This is a genomic window from Rhodoferax lacus (assembly GCF_003415675.1).
GTDB classification, from domain to species: Bacteria; Pseudomonadota; Gammaproteobacteria; order Burkholderiales; family Burkholderiaceae_C; genus Allorhodoferax; species Allorhodoferax lacus.
Genome location: NZ_QFZK01000008.1, coordinates 84,009 through 105,636, shown reverse-complemented (window position 1 = coordinate 105,636; position 21,628 = coordinate 84,009). Strand labels below are relative to the sequence as shown.

19 protein-coding genes are annotated in these 21,628 nt (G+C 64.6%); 12 read left to right on the top strand and 7 right to left on the bottom strand.

All coding sequences use genetic code 11. From position 1 onward, the window contains the following. Nucleotides 1-8: 8 nt before the first annotated feature. Genes DIC66_RS13655 through DIC66_RS13640 form a run of 4 tightly spaced genes read right to left on the bottom strand, consistent with a single transcriptional unit; the run spans nt 9 to nt 3,861 of the window. Nucleotides 9-821 carry a carbohydrate ABC transporter permease gene (locus tag DIC66_RS13655; RefSeq protein ID WP_117178269.1) on the bottom strand — a complete coding sequence of 271 codons (813 nt, stop codon included), beginning with the start codon at nt 819-821 and terminating at the stop codon, nt 9-11. Continuing rightward, a complete protein-coding gene (locus DIC66_RS13650) occupies nt 814-1,707 on the bottom strand; it encodes a carbohydrate ABC transporter permease (RefSeq protein ID WP_117178117.1) in 894 nt (297 codons plus the stop codon). The genes DIC66_RS13655 and DIC66_RS13650 overlap by 8 nt, the downstream gene beginning before the upstream one ends. Then, nucleotides 1,704-2,780 (bottom strand): ABC transporter ATP-binding protein, encoded by a 1,077-nt coding sequence (locus DIC66_RS13645; RefSeq protein WP_117178115.1) that lies wholly within the window; start codon nt 2,778-2,780, stop codon nt 1,704-1,706. The genes DIC66_RS13650 and DIC66_RS13645 overlap by 4 nt, the downstream gene beginning before the upstream one ends. Before the next feature lies 1 nt (nt 2,781). Then, nucleotides 2,782-3,861 carry an ABC transporter ATP-binding protein gene (locus DIC66_RS13640; protein ID WP_117178113.1) on the bottom strand — a complete coding sequence of 360 codons (1,080 nt, stop codon included), beginning with the start codon at nt 3,859-3,861 and terminating at the stop codon, nt 2,782-2,784. A 161-nt stretch (nt 3,862-4,022) separates the two neighbouring features. On the opposite strand from DIC66_RS13640, the gene DIC66_RS13635 reads away from it, so the two are divergent. From DIC66_RS13635 to DIC66_RS13620, 4 genes are read left to right on the top strand one after another with little or no spacing between them, the layout of a single operon-like run. Next, a complete protein-coding gene (locus DIC66_RS13635; protein WP_117178267.1) occupies nt 4,023-4,790 on the top strand; it encodes a DeoR/GlpR family DNA-binding transcription regulator in 768 nt (255 codons plus the stop codon). 52 nt (nt 4,791-4,842) lie between these two features. Next, nucleotides 4,843-6,333 carry a glycerol kinase GlpK gene (glpK, locus tag DIC66_RS13630; protein ID WP_117178111.1) on the top strand — a complete coding sequence of 497 codons (1,491 nt, stop codon included), beginning with the start codon at nt 4,843-4,845 and terminating at the stop codon, nt 6,331-6,333. 27 nt (nt 6,334-6,360) lie between these two features. Continuing rightward, the gene (gene proC / locus DIC66_RS13625) at nt 6,361-7,176 is read left to right on the top strand and encodes a pyrroline-5-carboxylate reductase (protein ID WP_117178109.1); all 816 of its coding nucleotides are present in this window, start codon (nt 6,361-6,363) and stop codon (nt 7,174-7,176) included. Between the two features lie 59 nt (nt 7,177-7,235). After that, complete coding sequence (locus tag DIC66_RS13620) at nt 7,236-8,498, top strand: ATP-binding protein (RefSeq protein WP_117178107.1); 1,263 nt, start codon at nt 7,236-7,238, stop codon at nt 8,496-8,498. Nucleotides 8,499-8,502: 4 nt separating this feature from the next. On the opposite strand, the gene DIC66_RS13615 is transcribed toward DIC66_RS13620, so the two are convergent. Then, nucleotides 8,503-9,501, bottom strand: a complete 999-nt coding sequence (locus DIC66_RS13615) for a LysR family transcriptional regulator (protein WP_117178105.1) — start codon at nt 9,499-9,501, stop codon at nt 8,503-8,505. 16 nt (nt 9,502-9,517) lie between these two features. After that, nucleotides 9,518-10,777, bottom strand: a complete 1,260-nt coding sequence (locus DIC66_RS13610; protein ID WP_117178103.1) for a CaiB/BaiF CoA transferase family protein — start codon at nt 10,775-10,777, stop codon at nt 9,518-9,520. 108 nt (nt 10,778-10,885) lie between these two features. On the opposite strand from DIC66_RS13610, the gene DIC66_RS13605 reads away from it, so the two are divergent. Beyond that, nucleotides 10,886-13,129 carry a malate synthase G gene (locus DIC66_RS13605; protein WP_117178102.1) on the top strand — a complete coding sequence of 748 codons (2,244 nt, stop codon included), beginning with the start codon at nt 10,886-10,888 and terminating at the stop codon, nt 13,127-13,129. 291 nt (nt 13,130-13,420) lie between these two features. Here DIC66_RS13605 and DIC66_RS13600 read toward each other — a convergent pair whose 3' ends face one another. Further along, nucleotides 13,421-13,750 carry a hypothetical protein gene (locus tag DIC66_RS13600; RefSeq protein ID WP_147321313.1) on the bottom strand — a complete coding sequence of 110 codons (330 nt, stop codon included), beginning with the start codon at nt 13,748-13,750 and terminating at the stop codon, nt 13,421-13,423. A 54-nt stretch (nt 13,751-13,804) separates the two neighbouring features. Here DIC66_RS13600 and DIC66_RS13595 point away from each other — a divergent pair, with 54 nt between their 5' ends. The 7 genes from DIC66_RS13595 (at nt 13,805) to DIC66_RS13565 (ending at nt 21,613) form a co-directional block, all read left to right on the top strand. Continuing rightward, complete coding sequence (locus DIC66_RS13595) at nt 13,805-14,752, top strand: diacylglycerol/lipid kinase family protein (protein ID WP_117178098.1); 948 nt, start codon at nt 13,805-13,807, stop codon at nt 14,750-14,752. A 73-nt stretch (nt 14,753-14,825) separates the two neighbouring features. Beyond that, a complete protein-coding gene (locus DIC66_RS13590; protein ID WP_117178096.1) occupies nt 14,826-16,319 on the top strand; it encodes an AMP nucleosidase in 1,494 nt (497 codons plus the stop codon). Between the two features lie 29 nt (nt 16,320-16,348). After that, complete coding sequence (locus DIC66_RS13585) at nt 16,349-17,296, top strand: ATP-binding cassette domain-containing protein (protein WP_117178094.1); 948 nt, start codon at nt 16,349-16,351, stop codon at nt 17,294-17,296. Between the two features lie 129 nt (nt 17,297-17,425). Further along, nucleotides 17,426-18,256 (top strand): ABC transporter permease, encoded by an 831-nt coding sequence (locus DIC66_RS13580; RefSeq protein ID WP_117178093.1) that lies wholly within the window; start codon nt 17,426-17,428, stop codon nt 18,254-18,256. A gap of 73 nt (nt 18,257-18,329) precedes the next feature. Next, nucleotides 18,330-19,085: a metallophosphoesterase family protein gene (locus DIC66_RS13575; protein ID WP_117178091.1), complete on the top strand. Its 756-nt coding sequence runs from the start codon at nt 18,330-18,332 to the stop codon at nt 19,083-19,085. Further along, nucleotides 19,082-20,569 (top strand): serine/threonine protein kinase, encoded by a 1,488-nt coding sequence (locus DIC66_RS13570; RefSeq protein WP_117178089.1) that lies wholly within the window; start codon nt 19,082-19,084, stop codon nt 20,567-20,569. Before DIC66_RS13575 ends, DIC66_RS13570 begins: the two co-directional genes overlap by 4 nt. An 18-nt stretch (nt 20,570-20,587) precedes the next feature. Next, nucleotides 20,588-21,613, top strand: a complete 1,026-nt coding sequence (locus DIC66_RS13565) for a serine/threonine protein kinase (protein ID WP_117178087.1) — start codon at nt 20,588-20,590, stop codon at nt 21,611-21,613. The last annotated feature ends 15 nt before the right edge of the window (nt 21,614-21,628 follow it).

Sequence of the window (21,628 nt, the reverse complement as noted above, 5' to 3'; positions counted from 1 at the left end):
CGTTCCTCTCAAACACGGCCCATCGCGAATCCCTTCGCGATGTAATTACGGACAAACCAGATGACGATGGCACCCGGCACGATGGTCAGCACACCGGCCGCAGCCAGCGTGGCCCAGTCCATGCCCGAAGCGGACACGGTGCGGGTCATGGTGGCGGCAATCGGCTTGGCGTTGACGCTGGTGAGCGTGCGCGCCAGCAACAACTCCACCCAGCTGAACATGAAGCAGAAGAAGGCAGCCACCCCCACCCCGGCCTTGATCAGCGGAATGTAGATGCGGATAAAAAAACGCGGGAAGGAGTAGCCGTCGATGTAAGCGGTCTCGTCAATTTCGCGCGGGATGCCGCTCATGAAGCCCTCCAGAATCCACACCGCCAGCGGCACGTTGAACAGCAGATGCACCAGGGCCACCGCAATGTGCGTATCCATCAACCCGACCGAGGTGTAGAGCTGGAAGAAGGGCAGCAAAAAAACGGCCGGTGGCGTCATGCGGTTGGTCAGCAGCCAGAAGAACACATGCTTGTCGCCCAGGAAGCTGTAGCGCGAGAAGGCATAGGCCGCGGGCAAGGCCACGATCAAGGAGATGACCGTGTTGATGCCCACATAGATCAGGCTGTTGATATAGCCCGAGTACCAGGCCGGATCGGTCAGGATGGTCTTGTAGTTGTCCCAGGTGAAGTGGTCCGGGAACAGGGTGAAGCCCGCCAGGATTTCGTTATTGGTCTTGAACGACATGTTGACCATCCAGTAGATGGGCAAGAGGGCGAACACGATGTACGCCAGCATGAACAGCGAGCGCTTCTGGAATTTCGGCTTATTCATGGCCACCCTCCTTGGACTGGGTGCCCACGCGCTGCATCCAGTTGTACAAGATAAAACACATCAGTAAGATGATCAGGAAATAGATCAGCGAGAAGGCTGCGGCTGGCCCCAGGTCAAACTGGCCCACGGCCTTTTGCGTCAGGAACTGCGACAGGAAGGTGGTGGAATTGCCGGGCCCGCCGCCGGTGAGCACAAAGGGCTCGGTGTAGATCATGAAGCTGTCCATGAAACGCAGCAGCACCGCGATCACCAGCACACCGCGCATCTTGGGCAACTGCACAAAGCGGAACACATCGAGCTTGCTGGCGCCGTCAATGCTGGCGGCCTGGTAATAGGCATCCGGGATGGAGCGCAGACCGGCGTAGCCCAGCAGGGCCACCAGCGGCGTCCAGTGCCACACATCCATCAGCAGCACGGTGAGCCAGGCATGCAGCGCGTTGCCGGTGTAGCTGTACTCAATGCCCATGCCCTGCAGGGCCGCTCCCATCAGGCCGATGTCGGTGCGGCCAAAAATCTGCCAGATCGTGCCCACCACGTTCCACGGAATAAGCAAGGACAGCGAGACGATCACCAGCACGGCCGATGACTTCCAGCCCTGCGCCGGCATGGACAGCGCCAGCAGGATGCCCAGGGGCAGCTCCACAGCCAGCACGGCAAAGGAGTAGGTGATTTGCCGCAACAGGGCGCCGTGCAGTTCCTCGTCACGCATGATGGCGGCGAACCACTCGGTGCCCACAAACACGCGGCGCTCGGGCGAGATGATGTCCTGCACCGAGTAGTTGACCACCACCATCAGCGGCAGGATGGCAGAAAAAGCCACGCACAGCAGCACGGGCAGGATCAGGAACCAGGCCTTCTGGTTCACCGGTTTGGTCGTAGTGCTCACTGCACAATCTCCTCGTTTTGGTAGAAGCAGGTGTGCTCACCCATCACCTTGAACCACACGCTGTCGCCCACGCGCAAGTCGGTGGTGTTGGCAGACAGACGCGCCTTGAGGGTGTGGCCTTCGCGGGTGGCGCTGACGATCACATGCGTGCCCACGTCCTGCACCTGGCTCACCGCCATGGGCAGGGCGCCTTCGGCATGGGCAGCCGCAATGGACACGTATTCCGGGCGCACGCCGAGCTTGAATTCGCCATCCCGCAAGCTGCGTCCAGCCGGTGCAGCCACCGTGGCGCCAACCGTGTGGAAACCCGCCGAGGTCATGGTGCCGGGCAGAAAGTTCATGCCCGGCGAGCCGATGAAGTGGCCCACAAAGGTATGGCTGGGGCGCTCGAACAGGTCGGCCGCCGAGCCCACCTGCACGGCGCGGCCACGGGTCATCACCACCACCTGGTCGGCAAAGGTGAGTGCTTCCACCTGGTCGTGGGTGACATAGATCAGCGTGAGCTTGAGCTCGTGGTGGATTTGCTTGAGCTTGCGGCGCAGCTGCCACTTGAGGTGCGGGTCGATCACGGTGAGCGGCTCATCAAACAGCACGGCCGACACATCCGGGCGCACCAGGCCGCGGCCCAGCGAGATTTTTTGCTTGGCGTCGGCCGCCAGATTCGAGGCACGCTGGTTGAGCTGGCCGCTCATCTCCAGCATCTCGGCAATCGCACCCACGCGCTGTTTGATCTGCGCAGCAGGCATCTTGCGGTTGCGCAGGGGAAAGGCCAGGTTCTCGGCCACCGTCATGGTGTCGTAAATCACCGGGAACTGGAACACCTGGGCGATGTTGCGCTGTTGCGGAGTGAAGCGTGTGACGTCTTTGCCGTCAAAGCGTACGCCGCCTTGCGAGGGCGTTACCAGCCCCGACATGATGTTGAGCAGCGTGGTCTTGCCGCAGCCCGAGGGGCCTAGCAGTGCGTAGGCGCCGCCGTCTTCAAACGCCATCTTCAGGGGCAGCAGGGCGTAGTCGCTGTCCTGCTGCGGGTTGGCGCGGTAGGCGTGGGCCAGGTCGAGTTCTATGCGTGCCATGTCAGTTTCCTTTGCGACGCACGGGAGCCAGCAGCAGCATGCCCTGTGCATCAAACACATAGACCGCAGCCGGGTTGAAGTAGAAGGTGACCGGTTGCCCCAGGCCAAAGTGGTGCACGCCGGTAAGCTGGGCCACCAGTTCACCCAGTGCCGTCTCGAAGTGCACAAAGGTGTCGGTGCCGGATATCTCGGCCAACTCCACCTTGCCAGCCAGGGCTACGTCGCCAGGCTGCTCTTTGACGTGCAGCGCGCTGGCGCGCATGCCCATCGTCAGCGTGCCACTTGCGGCATGGGTGCTTGGCAAGTCCAAAGGCAGCAAGGGGCCCTTGTTGAGTTGCACGCCACCTGCGGCTGCATTGGCGCCCAACAGGTTCATGGGTGGGTCGCTGAAGGCGCGGGCCACCCGAATAGAAGCCGGGGCATGAAACACTTCGGAGGTGGGGCCGTATTGCAGCAGTTCACCGGCATCCAGCACGGCCGTGTAGCCACCCAGCAGCAGGGCCTCACCCGGCTCGGTGGTGGCGTAGATCACGGTGGAGTCACCGGCGGCAAACAGGGCGGTGAGCTCGTCGCGCAGTTCTTCGCGCAGCTTGTAGTCCAGATTCACCAGCGGCTCGTCCAGCAGCATCAGGGGCGCGCCCTTGGCCATGGCGCGGGCCAGTGCCACGCGCTGCTGTTGGCCACCCGAGAGCTCGGCAGGAAAGCGGTCCAGGAACATGTCGATGTGCAGCTTCTGGGCCAGTTCAAGCACGCGCTGCTCCACGTTTTTGTCGCCGCGCAGCTTGAGCGGTGAGGCAATGTTGTCGCGCACCTTGAGCGAGGGGTAATTGATGAACTGCTGGTAGACCATGGAGACATTTCGCTCGCGCACCGGCACGCCCACCACGTTTTGCCCATCCACCAGCACCCGCCCGGCGGTAGGTGCATCCAGCCCCGCCATCACACGCATCAGGCTGGTCTTGCCGGCCTGTGTGGCACCCAGCAACACGGTGACCGCACCGCTGCGCGGGGCCAGGTCCATGTCGTACAGCCAGGTTTGCGGCCCGACTTTTTTGCTGATGCCTTCAAGAGTCAACTGCATCACACTGCCTTTTCTTTTCAGATTTTTGGGTCGAATGTATTTTCGAATTCGATAATTATTGTTCGTTTTGATTCGTTTTTACTTGGTACTTACCCTGAATGCATTCCTTTTGATTCGTTTTACCATCCATGGGCCTCATGCATTCGGGGTACAAATACACCATGAGCCCCAACCCCAGACAACTCACCCTGCTTTCCGTTGTGCAGGCCCAAGGCTCCGTCACCGTGGAGCAGCTCGCTGACACCCTGGGTGTCACCTTGCAGACCGTACGGCGCGACGTGCAGCGTCTGGCCGACGAAGGCATGCTGGCGCGCTTTCACGGTGGCGTGCGGCTGCCACGCTCCACCACGGAAAACATCGCCCACCAGCAGCGCCAAACGCTCAATGCCGACGGCAAAGCGCGCATCGCGCTCAGCGTGGCGGAAGCCGTGCCCAACGATTGCTCCCTGATCCTGAACATCGGCACCACCACCGAAGCGATTGCCCGCGCCCTTCTCAAGCACCGCGGCCTGCGCGTCATCACCAACAACCTGCATGTGGCCAACATCCTGTGCACCAACCCGCAGTGCGAAGTCATCGTGGTGGGTGGCGTGGTGCGCGGGCGCGACCACGGCATCATTGGCGAGGCAGCAGTGGACTTCATTCGCCAGTTCAAGGTGGACATTGCGCTGATAGGCATCTCCGGCATCGAGGCCGATGGCTCGCTGCGCGACTACGACTACCGCGAGGTCAAGGTCTCGCAAACCATCATCTCCCATGCCCGCGAGGTCTGGCTGGCAGCCGACATCGGCAAGTTCAACCGTCCGGCCATGGCTGAGGTGGCCAGCTTGTCGCAGATCGACCGGTTGTTCACCGATGCCCAGCCCCCCGAGCCATTTCCCGCCCTGCTGGCCGAGGCGCAAGTCCGGCTGACGGTTGCAGCGCCCTGAACATTGCAAGGCCATCGTGCCCGCACAACCCTTCATCTAAACACCCCTGAACATGACCTATTTGCTCGCCCTGGACCAAGGCACCTCAAGTTGCCGCAGCATTGTGTTTGACCCCAGCGGCCACACCGTAGCCATGGCGCAGAAGGAGCTGACCCAGATCTATCCCCAGCCCGGCTGGGTGGAACATGACGCGCTGGAGATCTGGCGCCTGCAACTCGCCACAGCGCGCGAGGCCCTGGCGCAGGCCGGTATCACGGCGGCACAGGTCAAGGCCGTGGGCATTACCAACCAGCGCGAGACCACCCTGGTCTGGAACCGCCTGACCGGACAGCCCATCCACAACGCCATCGTCTGGCAGGACCGCCGGGCCGAGCCCACCTGCGTAGAGCTGCGCGCGCGCGGCCTGGCAGACACCATCCGCAGCAAGACCGGCCTGCTGGTGGATGCCTATTTTTCAGGCACCAAGCTCAAATGGATTCTGGACAACGTGCCCGGTGCGCGGGCCCAGGCCGAGAACGGTGAACTGGCCTTTGGCACCATGGATGCCTGGCTGATCTGGCAGCTCACCGAGGGCCGGGTGCATGCCACCGATGTCAGCAACGCCGCGCGCACCATGCTCTTCAATGTGCACAGCAACCAGTGGGATACCGATCTGCTGGCGGCACTCGACATCCCGGCCAACCTGATGCCGGCGGTGCAGCCCTCGGCCTTTCTGTTTGGCGAAGTCAGCCCCGCCCTGCTCGGCCACGCCATCCCCATTGGCGGTGTGGCCGGGGACCAGCAAAGCGCCCTGTTCGGCCAGGCCTGCTTCAAGGCGGGCATGGCGAAGAACACCTATGGCACCGGCTGCTTCATGCTGATGCACACCGGCAATGTGTTCCAGACCTCTGTCAACGGCCTGATCACCACCAGCGCTGCACAAGCCACCAGCCAACCCGAGTTTGCGCTGGAAGGCAGCGTGTTCGTGGGCGGCGCCGTGGTGCAGTGGCTGCGCGACGGACTGCAGGCCATCCAGAGCAGCGCCCAGGTGCAGGGCCTGGCCGAGAGCGTGCCGGACTCGGGCGGTGTGATGGTGGTGCCCGCCTTCACCGGGCTGGGCGCGCCCTACTGGAAACCCGAAGCACGCGGATCGATCACCGGCCTGACACGCGGCAGCACGCTGGCACACATTGCCCGCGCCTCGCTGGAAAGCATTGCCTACCAGAGTGCCGCCCTGTTGCTGGCCATGGGCCGCGACGCGGCCAGTGCCGGTGTGGCCACGGTGTCCGAACTGCGCGTAGATGGCGGTGCCTGCGTCAATGATTTGCTGATGCAGTTCCAGGCCGACCTGCTGGGCATTCCGGTGGTGCGCCCTGCCGTGACCGAGACCACGGCTCTGGGTGCCGCCTACCTGGCGGGCCTGGCCACCGGCGTGTACCAGAGCACGAGTGAGCTGAGCGATTTGTGGCGCGCCGAGCGCCGTTTTATTCCCACCATGGCGCGTGTGCGGGCCGAGGAACTGATGGCACGTTGGGAGCACGCCGTGGCCCAAACGGTTTTGTGAGCCCTGCGCTGACCTACACTGGCGGGCATGACCCAAACCATTGCATTCATAGGCGGCGGCAATATGGCCAGCGCCATCATCGGCGGCCTGATCCAACAAGGCCTGCCGGCCCACAACATCCTGGTGGTGGAGCCGTTTGATGAGGCCCGCGCCAAGCTCAAAGACCTGTTTGGCATTACGGCACTGAGCGCCCCCGACGCCACGCTGGAGCGCGCCGGTCTGGTGGTCTGGGCGGTGAAGCCCCAGACCTTCAAGGACGCCGCGCATCAAACCAAAGCCCACACCGCCCAAGCCCTGCACCTCAGCGTGGCCGCCGGCATCCGCAGCGACAGCATTGCCGCCTGGCTGGGCAGCGAGCGCATCATCCGCTGCATGCCCAACACCCCCGCGCTCATCGGCAAGGGCATGACCGCTCTGGTGGCCCGCGCGGGCGTTACAGACGCCGACAAGCAGTGGGCCGGTGAGGTGATCGCCACCACCGGGCAGTTCCTGTGGCTGGAGCGCGAAGACCAGTTGGACGCGGTAACGGCCATCTCCGGCTCGGGCCCGGCCTATATGTTTTATTTCATGGAAGCCATGACCGAGGCCGGTGCCGAGATGGGCCTGACGCGCGAGCAGGCCTACCAGCTGGCCGTGGCCACCTTCATAGGCGCAGGCGAACTGGCCCGCGCCTCCACCGAAGCCCCCGAAGTGCTGCGCCAGCGTGTCACCAGCAAGGGTGGCACCACCTATGCCGCCATCACCTCCATGGACGAAAGCGGCATCAAGGCCAGCTTTGCCAAAGCCCTGCACGCGGCGCGCAACCGGGCCCGGGAAATGGGTGACGAGTTCGGCAAGGCCTGAGCGCCAACGGATGAAAATCGTCCATTGCATGGTTGATTTTCAACCATTAAAATGCCGACATGCATCCACGACACATTACCCCCCTGCTGGCTGACGCACTGCGGGACACACCGGTTGTACTGATCAATGGCGCCCGCCAAAGCGGCAAAAGCACACTGGCGCAGTGGGCCCAGAGTGGGGCAGAGTCGACACCACGGCGCTATCTCACGCTGGACGATACGGCCGTTCTCAGTGCCGCCAAGTCCGACCCGGCTGGCTTTGTGAACGGCTTGCAAGGGCCGGTGACATTGGACGAAGTGCAGCGCGCGCCCGAGCTGTTCCTGCCCATCAAGGCAGCGGTTGATCGCCACCGTGAGCCCGGCCGGTTCCTGCTCACGGGCTCAGCCGATGTGCTGCTGTTGCCCGGCATTGCCGATTCGCTGGCAGGGCGCATGGAGGTGCTCTCCCTTTGGCCCCTCTCGACTGCCGAACTGGCAGACAGCCCCACCCTCAACCGCGCCGATGCCTTGTTTTTGGGTGACTGGTCCGCATTAAGGGTGCCCGCCTGTGACAAAGGCGAACTGATTGCACGCCTGGTCCGCGGCGGCTTTCCCGAGGCTGCGGCACGGACCACGCCAGCGCGCCGCGAGGCCTGGTTCCAGAGCTATGTGCAGGCCATACTGCAGCGCGATGTGCGCGACCTGGCCCACATCGAGCAGCTCACCGAAATCCCGAATCTGCTGCAGCTACTGGCAACCCGCAGCGGCACGCTGCTCAACCTGGCGGAGCTCTCGCGCAGCGCCCGCTTGCCCCAGACCACGCTCAAACGCTATTTCGCACTGCTGGAGATGCTGTTTCTGGTGGTGCGCCTGCCCTCCTGGGAACGCAATGCCAGCAAACGCCTGGTCAAGGCACCCAAGGTGTTCTTGCCCGACAGCGGCCTGCTCAGCTACTTTTTGGCAGACACGCCCCAGGCACTGGCTGCCAGGCCGGGCTTACCCGGCGCATCGGTAGAAACCTTTGTGCTGGCCGAGTTACTCAAACACGTGGCGTTCTCAAACCTGCGCCTGACACTGTGGCACTACCGCACGCAAAACCATATCGAGGTGGACTTCATCCTGGAAAACCGCCTGGGCCAGATTACCGGCATTGAGGTCAAGGCCAGTGCCACGGTGGACAGCAAAGACTTCAAGGGCCTGCGCCATTTGCAGGAGACCGAAAGTGCTATTTTCCAGCGCGGCATCGTGCTGTATGCCGGGCGCGAAGTCCTGCCCTTTGGCGACAAGTTGTGGGCGGTGCCGCTGTCCATATGGTGGGCCGACACAGCACGGCCCTCCACTTGACGCCCTATTGCGCCACGCCCTTCCAAAAGCCCGGCGTGCTGTAGCGTTCCTTCAGAAAATCGATCCACAGCCGCACCCGTAGTGGCAGGTGTTTGCGCTGCGGAAACACGGCGTACACCCCGTTGGGCGGGGCGGAAAAATCTTCCAGCACGGCTACCAGCGTGCCGGCGGCAATTTGCGCTTCCACCTCCCAGATGCTGCGCCAGGCAATGCCGTGGCCGGCCAGGCACCAGTCGTGCAGTACCTGCCCGTCCGAGCAGTCCAGCGGGCCGTCCGGCTTCAGGTAAATGACCTCATCCGCCTGGCCGGTTGCGCCGCCTTTACCCGGAGCTTGCACATCAACCTTCGCGGCCTTTGCCGGTCCTGTGCTTTTGTCGCTGACCGGCACCTGGAAGGCCCAGCCGCGCGTCTGCGAGGCGTCGCTCGACAGGGTCAGGCAATGGAAGCGCGAGAGGTCTGCCGGGGTCTGCGGAGTACCGTGGCGCGCCAGGTAGGCCGGTGTGGCCACGCACAGGCGGCGGTTGTCGGCCAGGCGCACGCTCACCAGGGACGAGTCGGGCATGTCGCCCACGCGCACCGCACAGTCAAAACCTTCCCCCGCAATGTCCACCACGCGGTCGCTCAGGTTGAGCGAAAGGGTCACGTCCGGGTGCAGCTCATAGAACCTGGGCACCAGCGGTGCCACATGGCGCCGCCCAAAACCGGCCGGTGCGGTGATGCGCAAATGCCCGCTGGCCTTGACGCCCCCGGCGCTGACACTGGCCTCGGCATTGGCCAGGTCAGCGAGCAGGCGCTGGCAGTCCTCCAAGAAAGCGCTGCCCTCGTGCGTGAGGGTGATGCGCCGCGTGGTGCGCAACAAAAGCTTCACCCCCAGGCGCTCCTCCAGGCCGTCCAGCCTGCGGCCCATGATGGCCGGGGCCACGCCCTCGGCATTGGCCGCAGCGGTGAGGCTGCCGCGCGCGGCCACCGAGACAAAGGATTCGAGTTGCTTGAGCTTGTCCATGCGGTGTTGCCTCCGGCTAAGCCGGGCCTCCTGAGGACGCACCCTCGCTCTGAGTTGCGTCTGGCGAACCACTGGCCTCGGGCAGCAGCACACCATCGCGGCGCATGGCGGCCACTTCGTCCTTGGAATAGCCCAGGCTGTACAGCAGCGCGCTGCCATGCTCATCCAGCCGGGGCGGGTCCAGCCGCAGGCCCAAACGTTCTCCATCCAGCTTCAGGGGCAGCAAGGGCACGCGCGTCTCGCGTCCGTCCGGCAGGGTCATGGGTGCCAGGCCACCGGTGGCGTTCAGGTGCGGGTCGTCAAACAAATGCTGCGGGTCGGTGATGGGCGCAAACGGCAGGCCGTGCTGCTCGAACACCGCCGCCAGCGCACTGGCATCGCGCCCGGCCAGGCGCTCACGCAACAGCGGGATCAGCCAACTGCGCGCCAGCACCCGGTGGTTGTTGCTGGAGAGGCGCGCGTCCGACTGCAGGTCGCCAAAGCCAAAGGCCTTGCAGAAGATGGCCCACTGCGTGTCACTGACCACGGCCAGAAAAATCTGCCCCTGGTCCTTTACGCTGAACACGTCGTAAATCCCCCAAGGCGAAATTTTCTGCGGCATGGGGTCAGCGGCTTTGCCGGTGATGGCGAACTGCATCATGTGCTGGGCCACCAAAAACACATTGTTCTCGTACAGGGCCGACTCCACCTCCTGGCCCAGCCCCGTCTGCTGGCGTTGCATCAGGGCTGCCATGGCGCCAATGGCACCGAACATGCCGCCCATGATGTCGTTGACGCTGCTGCCCGCGCGCAACGGGTCGCCCGGGCGCCCGGTCATGTAGGCCAGGCCCCCCATCATCTGCACCACCTCGTCCAAGGCGGTGCGGTGGTCGTAGGGGCCGGGCAGAAACCCCTTGTGGCTCACATAGATGAGGCGCGGGTCGAGCTTGCTGAGTGCGGCGTAGTCCAAACCCAGCTTCTGCATGGTGCTGCTCTTGAAGTTTTCGCTGACGATGTCGGCCGTGCCGACCAGTTTGAGCACCACCTCACGCCCTTTGGCGCTTTGCAGGTCAATCGCCAGGCTTTTCTTGTTGCGGTTGAACAGGGGATAAAACCCGGCCCCGCTGCCCAACAGCTTGCGCGTACTGTCGCCCCCCAGCGGCTCGACCTTGATGACTTCTGCGCCCAGGTCCCCCAGCACCATGCCGCAAGTGGGGCCCATCACCATGTGGGTGAACTCGACGACGCGTATGCCTGCCAGGGGCAGGACACGGGTGGAAGGAGAGGCTGGGCTCATTGTCAGTACCTTCTTATTTGTCACGAATAGATTGATATTTTTCCATATAGTGCCCGGATAAGGTTGGAATACAGTAGGGGCATCGGATCATTCTCTTAAAGGCCAGCCATGTCCACTGCTTCCAGCACCTCCCGCACCTCTATCCACCGCCTGCAGGTGGCCACGGTATTGCAACAGTTTATTGACGACAAGGTGTTGCCGGGAACCGGCGTCAGCGCGGAGACCTTCTGGAAGGGCTTTGACGCCATCGTGGCCGACCTGGCCCCCAAAAACATTGCCCTGCTGGCCGAGCGCGACCGCCTGCAAACCGAGCTGGACACCTGGCACACCGCCCACCCTGGCCCCATCACCGACATGCCCGCCTACAAGGCCTTTCTGGAAAAAATTGGCTACCTGGTGGAGAGCCCCAAGAAGGTGAAGATCAGCACCTCGAATGTGGACAACGAGCTCTCCAAGCAGGCCGGCCCGCAGCTGGTGGTGCCCATCACCAACGCCCGCTACGCCCTGAACGCTGCCAACGCCCGCTGGGGCAGCCTGTACGACGCGCTCTACGGCACCGATGTGCTGTCCGAAGACAAGGGCTGCGAGAAGGTTGGCAAAAAAGGCGGCTACAACCCCAAGCGCGGCCAGAAGGTTATTGAATACGCACGCAACGTGCTGGACCGCACTGCGCCTTTGAAGAAGGGCTCGCACGTGGGGTCGACTGGCTACCGCATCAACAAGGATGGCGAGCTGGTTGTCTCGCTGGCAGAAGGCGGCACCTCCAAGCTGAAAGATGCAGCCCAGCTGGTGGGCTACCAGGGCGAGGCCAAGCACCCCACCTCCGTGCTGCTGGCGCATAACGGCCTGCACCTGGACCTCATCATCAATGCCGACACCGTCATCGGCAAGAGCGACGCCGCTGGTGTCTGCGACCTGGTGCTGGAAGCCGCCCTCTCCACCATTCTGGACCTGGAAGACTCCGTGGCCGTGGTGGATGCAGATGACAAGGTGCAGGCCTACGGCAACTGGCTGGGCATTCTGCAGGGCACGCTGACCGAAGAGCTGAGCAAGGGTGGCAAGACCTTCACGCGCGGCCTGAATCCCGATCGCGTCTACACCGCGCCCAACGGCAAGAAGAAAGTCACGCTGCACGGCCGCTCGCTGATGTTTGTGCGCAATGTGGGCCACCTGATGACCAACCCGGCCATCACCTACACCGACGCCTTGGGGCAAACGCGCGAAATCCCCGAAGGCATTCTGGACGCCATGGTGACCACCACCATCGCCCTGCATGACCTGCAGCGCACGCCCAAGGATGCGGCAGCGGGCCGGGTGCGCAACTCGCGCAAGGGCTCGGTCTACATCGTCAAGCCCAAGATGCACGGCCCAGCGGAAGTGGCCTTTGCCAATGAACTGTTTGGCCGCGTGGAAAAAGTGCTGGGCCTGGCACCCAGCACCGTCAAGCTCGGCATCATGGACGAAGAGCGCCGCACCAGCGTCAACCTGAAGGCCTGCATTGCAGCCGCCGAGAGCCGTGTGGCCTTCATCAATACCGGTTTCCTGGACCGCACCGGCGACGAGATGCACAGCGCCATGCAAGCCGGCGCCATGATCCGCAAGGGCGACATGAAGACCAGCGCCTGGATCAGCTCCTACGAGCGCAACAACGTGCTGGTGGGCCTCTCCTGCGGCCTGCGTGGCAAGGCACAAATCGGCAAGGGCATGTGGGCCATGCCCGACTTGATGAAGGCCATGCTGGAGCAGAAGATTGCCCACCCCAAGGCCGGTGCCAACACCGCCTGGGTACCCAGCCCTACTGGCGCCACCCTGCACGCCCTGCACTACCACCAGGTGCTGGTTGCCGACGTGCAAAAAGAGCTGGAAAAAATCAACGCCAACAAGGAACGCGACACGCTCCTGAACGGCCTGTTGACCATCCCCGTGACCGCTACCCCCCACTGGACAGCGGCCGAGAAACAGCAGGAGCTGGACAACAACGCCCAGGGCATTCTGGGCTATGTGGTGCGCTGGGTGGACCAGGGCGTGGGTTGCTCCAAGGTGCCTGACATCCACAACATCGGCCTGATGGAAGACCGCGCCACCCTGCGTATATCGAGCCAGCACATGGCCAACTGGCTGCACCATGGCGTGGTGACCAAGGAGCAAATCACCGAGACCTTCGAGCGCATGGCTGGCGTGGTGGACAAGCAAAACGCCGGTGACCCGCTGTACCAAAAGATGGCTGGCAACTTTGGCACCAGCATGGCCTACCAGGCCGCCTGCGATCTGGTGTTCAAGGGCCTGGTGCAGCCCAGCGGCTACACCGAGCCGCTGCTGCACGCCTGGCGCCTGAAGGTAAAAGCCTCCTGAGAGATGGCCCCCACGGTCGCTCGCTGCGCGTAGCTTCCTGCCCCCCGAGGGGGCCAACCCCGCTTGGGGCGGCCCGGCGCGGGTTATTGCCCCCACGGTCGCTCGCTGCGCGAAGCTTCCTGCCCCCCGAGGGGGCCAACCCCGCTTGGGGCGGCCCGGCGCGGGGTGGTTATTGCCCCCACGCTCGCTCGCTGCGCGTAGCTCCCTGCCCCCCGAGGGGGCCAACCCCGCTTGGGGCGGCCCGGCGCGGGTTATTGCCCCCACGGTCGCTCGCTGCGCGAGCGGCCTGCCCTATTTTCCGAACTGCTGCTTGTGCAGTTCCACCAAGGTCATGAGCGCAGTCAGCACCTCGGGTTTGAAGCCCATGCGCTTCTCGCCTTCCTTGTAGCCGCTGAGCACCAGGCCCTGGAGGTAGTCCACACAGTCGCGGTGGCCCCAGAAGCTTTCCACCGCCAGGGCAATGCGCACGTGGTACTGGGCAATCAGGGCCATCTCCACATCCACCCGCGCTTGCAGAGGCCGCTCATGCAGGGGCATGGGCCGCGTGGCGAGTTCTTCCTCTTCCCAACTCAGCGAGGGAAAGCCGACTTCGGGTTTGGGTGGTTTCTTGGGGTCCGGCACCAACGCGCTCCAGCACATGAATAAAGTGGCGCAACTCTAACCCAAGGCTGCGCAATGTCCTACCCGGCCTGCTTTGACAACCATGGTCCGGGTCTGGTGTACTCGCCCCGCATGGGAACACTCAACATACTTATCAACCCGCACGCAGGTGGCGGCAGGGCTGCCCGTCTTGTCCCGGTGCTGCAGGAACGGGTGCGCGCGCATGCCACACCGGGCGCACTGTGTGTGGCCGACAGCGTGCCCCAGGCGCTGGACTGGCTCCGGGCCCTGCCGCGCGGCGCCACGGTGGCCTTGGTGGGTGGTGACGGCACCGTCAACCAGATGTTGCCGGCCCTGCTGGACAACGCACTATGCATGGCCCTGATACCCCAGGGCAGCGGCAACGATGTGGCGCGGGCCATCGGCGTGTATGGCATGCCCTGGCAGCACGCCTTGCAGCTGGCCCAAACGGCAACACCCCGGCCCATGGACGTGGGCTGGCTGCACACCGACACCCTGCAGCGCCCCTTCCTCTCCAGCCTGACCGTGGGCTTTGACTCGGCCGTGGGCTACCGGGCCCTGATTGGCCCGCGCTGGCTGCGCGGCCTGCCGCGCTACCTGCTGGCCACCTTGCGCGAGCTGTCCGCACTGCAGACCTGGGACATGCAGGTCACCTTGGACGGCGTGCCGCTGCACCAGGGCAGCACCCTGTTTGCCTCCACCCTGAACACGCCCACCTATGGCAGCGGCATGCCCGCCGTGCCGGCGGCACGCATCGACGATGGCGCGCTGGACGTGCTGGTGGCTGGAGAGTTCAACGCCCTGCAGACCTTGGCCATGCTGCCGCGCCTGCTGGCGGCCCGGCACCTGAGCCACCCGCGGGTGCAGACCCGGCGCTTCCAGCACATGGCCATTGCTTCCGCACAGGCACTGCCGCTGGCCACGGATGGCGAATACATCGGGGCGGCCAATGCACTTACGGTACAGGTGGCGCCCGCCGCCTTGCAGGTGCTGTGCAAATAGGCTGCAAGCCCAAGCGGGTGCTAAGAAGCCCGTTGGTAACCGGTTTGCCATCGGCCACGGGCACAATACGCCCATGCCCATACGCCCCCCCTTTATCGCGCCCCAGAGTTTCACCGACGCCGCCCAAGCGCTGGCCCAGGTGCACAAGATTTATGAGGGCAGCATTGCCCACCTGCGCAGCGCCATGCAGCGTTTTGTGGCCGGCGATGACATCACCGACCATGTGCGCGCCTGCTACCCCATGGTGCGCATCCACACCTCCACCGTGTCGCGGGCCGGGGGCGCCGACCTGGCGCGCCTGAGCTTTGGCTTTGTGGCCGGGCCCGGGCGCTTCGAAACCACGCTGACCCGCCCCGACCTGTACCACCGCTACTACCTGGAGCAGTTCCGCCTGCTGCTGGAAAACCACGGCGTGGAGCTCGAGGTGTGTACCAGCTCGCAGCCGATTCCGGTGCACTTCTCGTTTGCCGAGCACGACCATGTGGAGGGCAATATGTCGGCCGATCGCCGCGCCCTCATGCGCGACGTGTTTGACCTGCCCGACCTGGCCGCCATGGACGACGGCATTGCCAACGGCACTTTTGTACCCAAGCCGGGTGACGCCCTGCCGCTGGCCCTGTTCACCGCGCCGCGCGTGGACTATTCGCTGCACCGGCTGCGCCACTACACCGGCACCAGCCCCGAGCACTTCCAGAACTTTGTGCTGTTCACCAACTACCAGTTCTACATCGACGAGTTCATCGCCTTGGGCCACGCGGCCATGGCCAACCCTGACAGCGAATACTGCGCCTTTATTGAGCCCGGCAACGTGGTGACGCGCCGCGCAGGCCTGCCCGCGCAGGACGCCGATGCCTTGGGCAAAGCGCCGCCACGCCTGCCGCAAATGCCGGGCTACCACCTGGTGCGCGAAGACAGCATGGGCATCACCATGGTCAACATCGGCGTGGGCCCGGCCAATGCCAAAAACATTACCGACCACATTGCCGTGCTGCGCCCGCACACCTGGATCATGCTGGGCCACTGCGCGGGCCTGCGCAACACCCAGCAACTGGGCGACTACGTGCTGGCCCACGGCTATGTGCGCGAAGACCATGTGCTGGACGAAGAGCTGCCGCTGTGGGTGCCGATTCCCGCGCTGGCCGAAATCCAGGTGGCGCTGGAGCGGGCCGTGGCCGATGTCACGCAGATCGAGGGCGCTGCGCTCAAGAGCATCATGCGCACCGGCACGGTTGCCTCTACCGACAACCGCAACTGGGAGCTGCTGCCCGACAACCAGGCCGAGCGCCGCTTCAGCCAAAGCCGCGCCGTGGCACTGGACATGGAGAGTGCCACCATTGCCGCCAACGGCTTTCGCTTCCGGGTGCCCTACGGCACGCTCTTGTGCGTAAGCGACAAGCCCCTGCACGGCGAGATCAAGCTGCCCGGCATGGCCAACCACTTCTACCGCGAGCGCGTGGACCAGCACCTGCGCATCGGCATGCGCGCCCTCGAATTGCTGCGCGCCCAAGGCGCCGACCAGCTGCACAGCCGCAAGCTGCGCAGCTTTGCCGAAGTGGCGTTCCAATAGCCACCGACTCCCCGAAACAAGCCCGCATCATGCCGCCCGACACTGCATCTTCCACACCCGCTGACTTCTTCAGCGCCCGCAACCTGGTCAAGCGCTACGGCGACACCGAGGTGGTGCGCGACCTGTCCTTCTCGATCGCGCCGGGCGAATGCCTGGGCGTGATCGGCCCCAACGGTGCGGGCAAAACCACCACCATCCGCATGTGCCTGGGGCTGACTGCACCCGACAGCGGCAGCATCCACGCCATGGGCCTGGAGATGCCGCGTGATGCGCTGGCCATCAAGGCGCAGCTGGGCGTGGTGACGCAGCTCGACACGCTGGATCCGGACTTTTCCTGCGCGGAAAACCTGCTGGTCTACGGCCGCTACTTCGGCATGAAGGACCGTGACATCCGGGCGCGCATCCCCGAGCTGCTGGAATTCGCCTCGCTCACCAGCAAAGCCAGTGCCAAGCCTGGTGAACTCTCGGGCGGCATGAAGCGCCGCCTGTCGCTGGCGCGCGCACTGGTCAACGACCCCCGGCTGCTGCTGCTCGACGAGCCCACCACCGGTCTGGACCCGCAGGCCCGCCACCTGATGTGGGAGCGATTGCAGCTGCTGCTGCAACAGGGCAAATCCATTTTGCTCACCACCCACTTCATGGACGAGGCCGAACGCCTGTGCACGCGCCTGCTGGTGCTGGACCACGGCAAGAAGATTGCCGAAGGCACCCCACGCGAGCTGATTGCCGCGCACCTGGAGCCCGATGTGGTGGAGGTGTATGGCAACGGCGCCCTGGGCCTGGTGGACAGCCCGTTGCGCGCCTATGCCGCGCGCGTGGAGGTGAGCGGCGAGACCGTGTTTTTCTACACCCAGAACGCCCGCGACCTGCTGGACGCCCTGGGCATACACCCGAACCTGCGCACCCTGCACCGGCCGGCCAACCTGGAAGATTTGTTTTTGAAATTGACGGGCCGCCAGATCCGGGAAGACGCCTAGGTATGCACACCCCCCGGCTTGCCCACTGCGTGTGGCCTCTTTCCCCCTTGCAGGGGGCAACACCAGCAGCCCGGCGAAGCCGGTTCTGCGGTGTCCCTGAAAAATACCTTGCAGGCGAAGACCTTTTCTATGATTAACAATTCAATCCCAACTACGCAGAACGTCTGGCGCGCGCCCCAACTCTCCCTGCGCTTCTGGCCCGTGTTCCTGCGCAACCTGCTGGTCTGGCGCAAGCTGGCCATTCCCAGCCTGGTGGGCAATATTGCCGAGCCGCTGATGTGGCTGGTGGCCTTTGGCTACGGCATGGGCGCGCTGGTCGGCCAGATCACGGTACAAACACCGCAAGGGCCGGTGCCCGTGCCCTACATCCTGTTCCTGGCCAGTGGCTCCATCTGCATGAGCGCCATGCAGGCGGCGTCATTCGAGGCGCTGTATTCGGCCTTCTCGCGCATGCATGTGCAAAAGACCTGGGACGGCATCATGAACGCGCCCGTGGGCCTGGACGACATCGTGCTGGCCGAGATGCTGTGGGCCGCCTTCAAGGCCCTGTTCACGGTCACCGCCATCATCGGCGTCATGCTGGCGCTGGGCATCACCCATTCACCCAAGATCCTGCTGGCCTGGCCCATCCTGTTTGGCGTGGGCGTGACCTTCAGCTGCATGGCCCTGGTGTTCAACGCACTGGCCAAGGGCTACGACTTCTTCACCTACTACTTCACCCTGTTCCTCACCCCGGTGATGTTCCTGAGCGGCGTGTTCTTCCCGCTGGAGCAACTCCCTGCCAGCGTGCGCCTGGTGGCCGACTGGCTGCCCCTGGCCAGCGCCGTGGCCCTGGTGCGACCCCTGTTCATGGACCAGTGGCCTACCGACGCTGCCCGCCACCTGCTGGTGCTGGCGACTTACGCCAGTGTGTCGTTCTGGGTGGCACTGGCCCTGACGCGCAAACGCTTCAACAAATAGCGCTGCAACCCTCGCGTCAGCCAGCTGCGGCATGATTGGGGCCATAACAAGCCCAAAAAATTCCGGAGACCGCATGAGACTGGCATTGATGTCCGACATCCACGGCAACATCCAGGCGCTGGACGCCTGCTTGCACCATGCGCGCGCGCAGAAGGCGCAACGCTTTGCCTTTCTGGGTGACATGGTCGGCTACGGTGCCGACCCCGACGCGGTGCTGGAGCGCATCATGCTGCTCACCGAAGAAGGTGCCCTGGTGCTCAAGGGCAACCACGACGAGATGGCCGTGCACCCCCCGGCAGAAGTCAAAAACGTAGGTGCCAGCACCGCCGCCTGGACCCACAACCAGCTCACGCCCGAGCAGCGCGACTGGCTGGACGCACTCCCCCTGAGCGCCCAACTGGACAAGGTCCTGCTGGTGCACGCCAGTGCCGACGGCCCCGAACTCTGGCGCTATGTCTATGACGAGCGCGCCGCCACCGCCAGCCTGGATGCAGCCATCAACGGCTGGGCTGGTGTGCGCTACGTGTTTGGCGGCCACGTGCACGAGCAAAGCCTGTACTACCGCGGATCCACCGCCAGCCTGATGAAGTTCACACCCCAGCCCGGCGTGGCGGTGCCGGTGCCAAGCCACCGCCAGTGGCTGGCCACCGTGGGTTCAGTCGGCCAGCCGCGCGACGGCAGGCCCGAGGCCATGTACGCCGTGCTGGATACCGAGCGCTGGCAGCTCACCTTCCACCGCGTACCCTACGACCATGGGGCTGCCGCCTGGGCCATACGCGCGGCCGGGCTGCCGCACTACTTTGCCGACCGACTGGAGAAGGGCCGATGAAACTGCTGGAACCCGGTACCGTGCTGGACGGATTTGTGGTGGAGGAATGCATCCACTCCGGCGGCATGGCCCACATCTACGAAGTGCGCTACGCCGATAACCGGAGTGGCCCCGGATTCCCCATGGCCATGAAGATCCCGCGCATGACCGCCGGGGACGGTGCCGAGAACATCGTCAGCTTCGAGGTCGAGACGCAGATCATGCAGGTGCTCACCGGCAGCCATGTGCCGCGCTTTGTTGCCGCCGGCGACCTGAACCGCGTGCCCTACTTGGTGATGGAGTACGTGCACGGCCGCACCCTGCAAAGCTGGCTGGACGCGGACACCCTGCCCGGCGTGGACGAGATTGCCCGCCTGGGTGTCGCCATGGCGCAGGCCGTGCATGCCCTGCACCAGCAAAACACGGTGCACCTGGACCTCAAGCCCGCCAATGTGCTGATCCGCGCGGACGGCAGTGCGGTGCTGCTGGACTTCGGCCTGTCCTGCCACGCCCACTACCCCGACCTGCTGGCCGAGCAGCTGCGCAAGGCCGTGGGCTCACCCGCCTGGATTGCGCCCGAGCAGGTGGTGGGCGTGCGCGGTGACCCGCGCAGCGACATCTTCGCCATTGGTGTGATGCTCTACCAGCTGTGCACCGGCGAGCTGCCCTTTGGCGAGCCGCAAACCGCCGCCGGCATGCGCCAGCGCCTGTGGATGGACCCGACGCCGCCGCGCAAGCTCAAGCCCGACCTGCCACCCTGGTTGCAGGAAGTGGTGTTGCGCTGCCTGGAGCCTGAGGCGGCGCTGCGCTACCCCTCGGGCGCGCACCTGGCGTTTGATTTGTCCAAGCCGGAGCAGATCCGCGTCACGGCGCGCGGCAACAACGTCACGGGAACGAGCTTTCGCACCCACTTCAAGCGCTGGATCAAGGCCGCGGGCATGCACTACCAGCCCAGCCCCCTGCCCTCGCAGCAGATTGACGAGGTGCCCATCGTCATGGTCGCCGTGCCGCACAAGGACGTGACCGACGCCACGCTGTACTCCCTGCGCCAGGCCGTGGCGCGCTCGCTGGGCACGCGGCCCGGTGCGCGCCTGGCCTGCGTCACCGTGATATCCCCCAGCCAGACCAGCGCCTCGGATGAGGCCAAAAGCGAGACCAATGTGCACCGGCGCTACCTCAGCACCCTGCAGCAATGGGCGCAACCGCTGGACCAACCGGACCAGCAGATGTCCTTCCACGTGCTGGAGTCGGGCGATGTGGCGCAGGCCCTGCTGGACTATGCGCGGGGCAACAACGTGAGCGTCATCGTCATGGGTGCGGCCACCCACGGCCTCTTGACCCAGCGCTTTGTAGCCACCGTGCCCATCAAGGTGGCCATGGACGCACCTTGCACCATCATCCTGGTCAAGCAGGCCGTGCCCTTCGAGCTTCTGGGCGATGCCCCCTCCCAGCATGGCGCACTCACAGGCGGCTACTCCGACTCGGATTCCGACTGGCCATTCTGATAGCGCGACAATGGGTGCATGACCCATGCCTTTGAATCCCTCACGCCCGATCTGGTTCTCGATGCCCTGGAGAGCGTGGGCCTGCGCGGTGACGGGCGCCTGACCGCACTCTCCTCCTACGAAAACCGGGTCTACCAGGTGCAGCTGGAAGACGGCACCTCGGTGGTGGCCAAGTTCTACCGGCCCGAGCGCTGGAGCGAGGCCCAGATTCTGGAAGAGCACGCCTTCGCCGCCGAGCTGATGGCCTTTGAGGTGCCCGCCATTGGCCCCCTGGTGCTGCCCGATGCGGCAAACGGCAAAACCCTGCATACCTTTGGCGGCTTTTGGTTCAGCGTGAGCCCGCGCCGCGGTGGACGCCCGCCCGAGCTCGACGATGGTGAGGTACTGGAGTGGATAGGCCGCTTTCTGGCGCGCATCCACACCGTGGGGGCCCGCAAGCCCTTTGTCACCCGCCCGGCACTCAACGTGCAGACCTTTGCCGAGGAACCCATGCAGTGGCTGCTGGGCCACGACATGGTGCCGCTGGATGTGCAGACGGCCTGGACGCGCGGCGTGGAAAAAGCCATTGCCGTGATCCGGAGCTACGACACGCTCAACGCCGAAGCGCCCAAAGGAGACATCCGCGTGCTGCGCCTGCATGGCGACTGCCACCCTGGCAACATCCTCTGGACCCCGGCCGATGCCGCACCCAACCTCGGGCCCGGGCCCCACTTTGTGGACCTGGACGATGCCCGCACAGGCCCGGCCGTGCAGGACTTCTGGATGCTGCTCAGCGGTGACCGCCAGCAGCGCCAGCGCCAGCTCGGCGCGTTGGTGGATGGCTATGAGCAGTTCCGCGAATTTGACCGGGCTGAGTTGGCCTTGATCGAGCCGCTGCGCACGCTGCGCCTGATCCACTACAGCGCCTGGTTGGCGCGGCGCTGGACCGACCCGACGTTTCCGGCCAACTTTCCGTGGTTTGGCAGCAGCGACTATTGGCAGGGGCAGGTGCAGATGCTCGAGGAGCAGCTCGAAGCCATGGAAGAGCCGCCGCTCATCGTCTAGGCCCACAGCGCGCCC

Excerpts from the sequence above, each read along its gene's own strand:
- DIC66_RS13655 (WP_117178269.1), bottom strand. The coding sequence starts at position 821 with ATGAATAAGCCGAAATTCCAGAAGCGCTCGCTGTTCATGCTGGCGTAC.
- DIC66_RS13645 (WP_117178115.1), bottom strand. The coding sequence starts at position 2,780 with ATGGCACGCATAGAACTCGACCTGGCCCACGCCTACCGCGCCAACCCG.
- DIC66_RS13640 (WP_117178113.1), bottom strand. The coding sequence starts at position 3,861 with ATGCAGTTGACTCTTGAAGGCATCAGCAAAAAAGTCGGGCCGCAAACC.
- DIC66_RS13635 (WP_117178267.1), top strand. The coding sequence starts at position 4,023 with ATGAGCCCCAACCCCAGACAACTCACCCTGCTTTCCGTTGTGCAGGCC.
- glpK (WP_117178111.1), top strand. The coding sequence starts at position 4,843 with ATGACCTATTTGCTCGCCCTGGACCAAGGCACCTCAAGTTGCCGCAGC.
- proC (WP_117178109.1), top strand. The coding sequence starts at position 6,361 with ATGACCCAAACCATTGCATTCATAGGCGGCGGCAATATGGCCAGCGCC.
- DIC66_RS13620 (WP_117178107.1), top strand. The coding sequence starts at position 7,236 with ATGCATCCACGACACATTACCCCCCTGCTGGCTGACGCACTGCGGGAC.
- DIC66_RS13615 (WP_117178105.1), bottom strand. The coding sequence starts at position 9,501 with ATGGACAAGCTCAAGCAACTCGAATCCTTTGTCTCGGTGGCCGCGCGC.
- DIC66_RS13610 (WP_117178103.1), bottom strand. The coding sequence starts at position 10,777 with ATGAGCCCAGCCTCTCCTTCCACCCGTGTCCTGCCCCTGGCAGGCATA.
- DIC66_RS13605 (WP_117178102.1), top strand. The coding sequence starts at position 10,886 with ATGTCCACTGCTTCCAGCACCTCCCGCACCTCTATCCACCGCCTGCAG.
- DIC66_RS13595 (WP_117178098.1), top strand. The coding sequence starts at position 13,805 with ATGTCCTACCCGGCCTGCTTTGACAACCATGGTCCGGGTCTGGTGTAC.
- DIC66_RS13590 (WP_117178096.1), top strand. The coding sequence starts at position 14,826 with ATGCCCATACGCCCCCCCTTTATCGCGCCCCAGAGTTTCACCGACGCC.
- DIC66_RS13585 (WP_117178094.1), top strand. The coding sequence starts at position 16,349 with ATGCCGCCCGACACTGCATCTTCCACACCCGCTGACTTCTTCAGCGCC.
- DIC66_RS13580 (WP_117178093.1), top strand. The coding sequence starts at position 17,426 with ATGATTAACAATTCAATCCCAACTACGCAGAACGTCTGGCGCGCGCCC.
- DIC66_RS13575 (WP_117178091.1), top strand. The coding sequence starts at position 18,330 with ATGAGACTGGCATTGATGTCCGACATCCACGGCAACATCCAGGCGCTG.
- DIC66_RS13570 (WP_117178089.1), top strand. The coding sequence starts at position 19,082 with ATGAAACTGCTGGAACCCGGTACCGTGCTGGACGGATTTGTGGTGGAG.
- DIC66_RS13565 (WP_117178087.1), top strand. The coding sequence starts at position 20,588 with ATGACCCATGCCTTTGAATCCCTCACGCCCGATCTGGTTCTCGATGCC.